This is a genomic window from Paenibacillus allorhizosphaerae, assembly GCF_042659105.1.
GTDB lineage: Bacteria > Bacillota > Bacilli > Paenibacillales > NBRC-103111 > Paenibacillus_G > Paenibacillus_G allorhizosphaerae.
Genome location: NZ_JBHSRV010000029.1, coordinates 25,387 through 31,386, shown reverse-complemented (window position 1 = coordinate 31,386; position 6,000 = coordinate 25,387). Strand labels below are relative to the sequence as shown.

The following is a 6,000-nucleotide window of genomic DNA, read 5'->3' as shown; positions in this document are numbered from 1 at the left end:
CCCCGCGTTTCGACAAAACAATCTGCCCCTTTCGCTTACCTGACGTGCTTTCGGCCAGATTAAGGCCGGCTTTTCGCAGCAACTGTCGTCCATGTGCGTATTGTCTAAGATCACCGGCACCGGCCAAAATGGCTGCCACAAAGATAGGACCTAGCCCCTTCAATGATCGGAGCTGACCGGCAATAGGGATCTCACTAAGTAAAGCGAGGATCCGCTGTTGCATTTCCTCCAGCATATCCAAGATACGTTCATACTCTTCAATGAGCCGCTTTAAATCATGCTTTGCTTCGTCTAGAGCCGTAGTATCTCCCACGCTCTTTTTAGCCAGAGCAATAAGCTCAGCGGCTTTCTGTATCCCCGTAGAGCCACCTGCTCTTTTCATATGCTTCTTCCACGTCGTAATCAAATCCGCCACGGAAAACGATGCGAGATCTTGCGGCGATGGCAGTTCTTTCAATGTCGCCATTGAACGTTTACAAGTCCAATCATTAAACACCGATGTATACTCCGGAAAGCGAATATCCAACCAACGGATAATCCGATTCTGCAGTCGGACACTATAGGCTACCCAAAACTCTCTGTCGCTCATCACGGTGCGTAACCTTTGGAAAACTAGACTTTGTTGTGTGTATTCATAGTAGAAGCCGCGACTTACTACATCTGCAATGACAAGTGCATCCTTCGGATCGCTTTTAGAAGGAGAATTATCCCGATTCTCCTTGTTTCTTTTGGTCGTCGCAGGATTCACCAGAACAACATTAATTTCTTTGATGGTAAGCCAGTTCGCTAAGTTCCACCAATAATGTCCTGTTGGCTCCATGCCAATAATAACGCTATTTAATCGATTCTTTTGCTGGAGTCCTTCTATCCAACGCTTCAGCTTTTCATATCCTTCTATGTTATTACTAAACGAGAGATGGCGATTTGTAAGTACGATCCCGCGATAGTTCGTTGCTTGTGCGACATGAGTCTCTTTGGCCATATCGATACCTACAACAAGGTGAAAGGTACTGATTCGTTCAATTCGTTGATTTTGCTTTTGTGATTGGTTAAACTTCATATAAGAGCGCCTCCTTGATGGTGTTGGGTTTCGAACCCTTGGACAAACCCATCATACCGGGGCGCTCCTTTTTTGGCAAAGGCGATTTCTTAGCCTTAACAGGAATGTTTAGCTTAACGCCATTGGCAGTTATTAACTACATTAACTTGTATCAGCATTAACTTTACTGCTTAGCTTTTTCAAGTCTCACTGAATTTCACCACCACAGGGGATTTTTCCTCCGTGGAACAATGGCCAAAAAACGGCTCTGTTCGCATCGATTGCGAAAGGGCCGTTCTTCACTTTTCTTTAATTTTCTCGAAAAAGATACCCAACTTCTTGAAAGAAAGGTTCAGACATCTTCACAAAATAGGCACCTATTTCTTTCCGTCGTCCTTTGGCTGCTGGATCTCCCGGATCTGCTGCTCAAGCGTGGCGGCGCTGTTGTTGTAAGTGCTGTTTATACAATCCTAAACTCAAATTCTCCTTCAAAAAATATCCTCCAGCCACCTACTCACAATGAGATTCAATGACCTCCACCCTCGAATTTTGGTTCCATCTACAATTAGATGATCTTTGTTCGATTTCTTCGGCTTTTCCTTGTTTCCATATACCGACGGAAATTAGAGAGTATCATGATATTGTTTTTGAGAGCGGATACCCGTTACATTGATCAAGAATCGTGAGGGAACGCGGAGAGCGACGCAGCCCGATGATTCCGCTCTTATCGCATTGCAGGGAAATGCCGCTTCTAAACGATTCAATGCCCGGAAAGCCGTTAAAACAAAAGGAGGATGGAACATGGAGCATATTTTTACGCTCGGAGGAGAAGCTTTGCCGATCAGCGCGAGAGGAAGAATGGGTGAAAAGCGAGTGAACGTGCTGGCGCAGGAATTTGCCGCCAAAATGGGATTGCCCGATAAAGAGAGAATGTCCGACACTACCAAAACAATCGATGTAGGTGACGGCTATTGCGATGTAGACGGTCCGTTCTGTTAAAGTGAACAGTTGTCCATGTCAACCCATATGGTTTTAATCGTTTCTTTTCCTGATGATTTGCATGCAGAATCCGTGTGTGAACTATTATCGCGGAAGCATGTGCAGGCCGAACGGGTGGACCTTTCTCGGCTGAATGAAGAGAACAGGCTTACGTTGAGCTTGAACGGACAGCTGGATGCGGAAATCGTAACGGATTCGGGCAAACGGATCCGGCTGTCCGAGACGCGGACCGTTTGGTGGAGACGCCCGAGATTGCCTGATGCGCCGACGGAACAACGTGTCGGGGAGATCTCGGAATTTGTACGCAGCGAATGGGAGCATTTCATCGAAGGCCTTGAAGGTTTTGCAAACGTTCGTTGGGTCAATCTGCCCTCCTCAAACCGATTGGCCGCCAGAAAAGGGATTCAGCTTGCGGCGGCGCACAAGCTCGGACTGCGGATTCCGCGGACGATCGTCACCAACGATGCGCAGCGCGTCCGGGAATTTGCAGACGAAGGGTATGCGCTAGTGTACAAACGGATCGGTTCCGCGCCGCGCCCCCTCACGGCGACCAAAGATTTGCTGCCCTCCGATCTTGAGCGTCTCCATGTGCTGACGGCATGTCCCGCCATATTCCAGGAAAAGATCGAAGCGCGCCTGGACATTCGGGTGACAGCGATTGGTCCTGATTTATACGCTGCCGAGATCGACTCGCAATCGGGAAGCTCGCCGCTAGATTGGCGGTTTGACCACTCGGTGCCGTTTCGGCCTCACCGGTTGGATCAGGAAGTTGAATACCGATTGAAAGCACTGTTGGAACGTCTTGGTTTGTTTTACGGCGCTATCGATTTGCGTCTGACCCCCGAAGGTGAATATGTGTTTCTCGAAATCAATCCGAGCGGCCAATACTTGTTCGTGGAGCTGCTGTCCGGCATTCCGCTGACCGAGCGCATGGCCGAATATTTGTCGGGTTGACTGATCACAGCCGAATCAGAACAGCCAAGGCGCACCCGCCGCGGCTGTTCTGACCGCTTTTCGTCCTTCGTATGCAGCAGCTCATCAGGTCGCGCAATCACCCGGACAATAATTGATGCAACCGCTCCAGCGCCTTGTTCAGGTGCCGGTAATAAGTGGCGGACGACAAACCCAGCCTCTCGGCCACCCGTTCGTGCGGACGAATTTCTTGTATATAGGCATAGGTGAGCAGCTTAGCCCATAATTGCTCGCGATGGTCGCCTTCCGCTAGGCGAGCGATCATACCGAGAACGTCCTGCTGTATGCTGCGTCCCGAGTTGTCTTGTGATTCGCCGGTCATTGTCCGATGCGGATACAGGCGGGTGTAGGCGTCGGCAAATGTCGATTCGCGAGGAAGGCGGGACCACGCTCGCAGCACTTGTTTGAGCAGGTGAACGTCCGGCGGTTGCGCCGTTTCGGTTTCGGCCTCGGTCTCCTGTTCTTCTATGCGATGGGTCAGCATCCTGTCCAGTATGGCCAGAAAGTCTTCGTGAGCGAGATCGAGCGCAAACGCCCGGTATTCCGTTCCGAATACGGTTGCGGCATCGGCCCAGGCCGCCCGTACGAACCCGCACAATTCGAAAACGGAAAACCATTCTTTATAGCATGTAAAAGTCAGCAGCCATTCCGCAGCCCGATAATGATTCATAAGCGAATTCACGATAAAAGCGCGAGCGCTTCCTTCCAGCTCGGGCTCAATCGCCGTAAAACACGATAAATAAGCCTTCGGGACAGGCCTGAAGCCCCGAATGAACGGCTTCAACAGCGGTTCGTCCGCAAGCACGGACAATGTACGCTCATGCAGCGGAATCATTCCGTAAAACGCGATCAGCCGATTTTGCTGCCAGACTGTGACGTAGGAGGACGGATCCGCATGCCAAATCGGACGGAGCATTCCTTCCAAATGATGCTCATTCCGAGAGGAAGGAGCAACAACGTTCATATAACGAATATATAGCGATTGTATGGCAGGCAAATCGCACTCCATGCATTCCCGCAGCTCCAAATCGTCCAGCTGTCCCGAGAAGCACGTGTTTCGGACAAGCGGGTGTTCATGCAAGTACAGTTTATCCATGCCCAGCTTATTCCGCATTTGCGCATTCGACTTCTCCTCGCTGTGGATATGCTTCAGCGCCTTCCGCCGCATTTGCTCATAAAAGTGCGGTTTGCGGCGGAGCAAATCGTCTTGCGCCCATGCCCTGACCGCATCGTGCAGCATCCAGCCGTCGCTATTCGCGATGACGAACGGCAAGCTAACGAACTCGCGGAACGTCTCCACATCGAATTCTCCGTCCAATACTGATATGAGCCGTTCCTCGTTAAACCGCCACATCACGGTTGCCGCTTCGAACAGCCTGCGCACGGCGGGTGGCAGTCCATGAAGCAACTCGTCCATTAAAACCGTGATCAGGCGAATTTGTTCCTTATGCTCGAACGTTTCGCAACCGTCTCCCCGCAAGATGACTTCGGCGGCCAGCGTCATGGCAAGCGGAACGCAACCGGAGAACCGAACCAGGCGGGACTGCGATTCCCTGTCGGAGATACCGCGTTTGAGGGCATATCCTTCCACGTCTGCGGGTGTAAGCGTCGGCAATGGCATCGAGAAGATCAAGCTCGCCCATCCGTTACGCAACCACGCCCCGGTAAGCGGATGCCGTCCAGCCGAGACGATGCGTACCGACGATTCTAGCTCTTGAACCCACTGCGAGAACCAATCTTCAACCGGGCGCCATTTTTCAAACACATCGATCAAGAGGATGAGCCCGCGATCCGATTGCTCCGAAAGTTGATTTACCCGGCGGAGAATATGATCGTGCCCCGCATTGATGTCGAGACCCGCATCTCCCGGTTCCTGAAGCTGTTCGGAGAGCATCTCGAGCACATCCTCCTTCCGGTGGATCCCCCTGCCTCCATCCAGTAATAAGCTCCGTGAATGGGTCCACTCCGATTTGAAACGAGAAAGCAACGTCGACTTACCGATGCCGCCCTGGCCATGGATGTGCAGCCACTGCCATTCCCATTTCCCAGCGGCGTGCCTGTGCATCAATTCCAATTCCGGGCCCCGCCCTACAAAACGGTTTTGTTCTGTACGAATCAGTTTCTCGCTTAGCTTCATTGGGAATCACCTTCGTAAGTTCCGATAGTCTCTTTGGGGCATAATCTGGGATGGGAAAGCACCTTCGCTTCATGTAACGGAGCGAATATGGCCAGCTTAAAATGCGCGGAAGTTTTGATAACAAGCTTGAACAATCGAGGAACTCGCCTTTGGGCGGTTCCTCGATTAAAGTATAACATCACTAATATGAAGTTAGAACCGAAAAGAGTACTATTTCCATAATGTCTTCGACCTATTGCATTTCAGAAGCGATGCATCCAAGTTAATATTCCTTCAGATTCATCGAATCCATTAAGCAATGTTTTATCTATCGTTTCTTTATTAATTATTACATTGAGCCATGCCTGAAATGTTGTTGTCCATCGGCGGATTTGCCGTAACTGAAGTCGCCGATTGGGTGGCTTTCACGATATTTCGTATTTCAGCAACGTGTTTAAATCGATCAAGGGCAATCAGCCTTCCGCCGTATCGAAATAGACTGTAATATTTGTTGGGGCATGGGATCAAATTTATGTCACAGAAAAATAGCAAGAACTATATCCAACAATACGCCCCTCCCCCTGTAACAACAAAACGCTTGACCCGTCGTATTGTCGGGTATGGGATAAAGTTCTTGTCAGGGGAATTTGACAAGAACTTTATCCCATTCCCCCGACAGACAAAAACCCCATCGCTGTGATGGTGTCATTAATTAGTTTTTCTAGTTCTACATTTCCATAACTTGTCATTGTAATTTCTTCCTGAATCCGTGAAAGATTGTTGAAAGTAGACTCTTCAAACGCCCCCGCAATGGTTTTTGTGGAAATTGATGGAGCAACGGACTAAAGAACAAAATAACTGCAGGTGCAAACAG

Annotated in this window: 4 protein-coding genes; 2 read left to right on the top strand and 2 right to left on the bottom strand. The window is 49.9% G+C overall.

The window, feature by feature from the left end:
• On the bottom strand, nucleotides 1-1,060 hold a 1,060-nt coding region (locus tag ACFQI7_RS36050; protein ID WP_377518481.1), incomplete at its 3' end, for an IS110 family RNA-guided transposase.
• A gap of 780 nt (nucleotides 1,061-1,840) precedes the next feature.
• On the opposite strand from ACFQI7_RS36050, the gene ACFQI7_RS36045 reads away from it, so the two are divergent.
• Complete coding sequence (locus ACFQI7_RS36045; RefSeq protein ID WP_218103397.1) at nucleotides 1,841-2,038, top strand: hypothetical protein; 198 nt, start codon at nucleotides 1,841-1,843, stop codon at nucleotides 2,036-2,038.
• A gap of 114 nt (nucleotides 2,039-2,152) precedes the next feature.
• Nucleotides 2,153-2,992 carry a hypothetical protein gene (locus ACFQI7_RS36040; RefSeq protein WP_218103398.1) on the top strand — a complete coding sequence of 280 codons (840 nt, stop codon included), beginning with the start codon at nucleotides 2,153-2,155 and terminating at the stop codon, nucleotides 2,990-2,992.
• A gap of 97 nt (nucleotides 2,993-3,089) precedes the next feature.
• On the opposite strand, the gene ACFQI7_RS36035 is transcribed toward ACFQI7_RS36040, so the two are convergent.
• On the bottom strand, nucleotides 3,090-5,147 hold the full coding sequence (locus tag ACFQI7_RS36035) for an ATP-binding protein (protein ID WP_218103399.1): 2,058 nt from the start codon (nucleotides 5,145-5,147) through the stop codon (nucleotides 3,090-3,092).
• Between the last annotated feature and the right edge of the window lie 853 nt (nucleotides 5,148-6,000).

Bases quoted from the DNA above. Each gene is read 5' to 3' on its own strand.
- ACFQI7_RS36045 (WP_218103397.1), top strand. From the start codon at position 1,841: ATGGAGCATATTTTTACGCTCGGAGGAGAAGCTTTGCCGATCAGCGCG.
- ACFQI7_RS36035 (WP_218103399.1), bottom strand. From the start codon at position 5,147: ATGAAGCTAAGCGAGAAACTGATTCGTACAGAACAAAACCGTTTTGTA.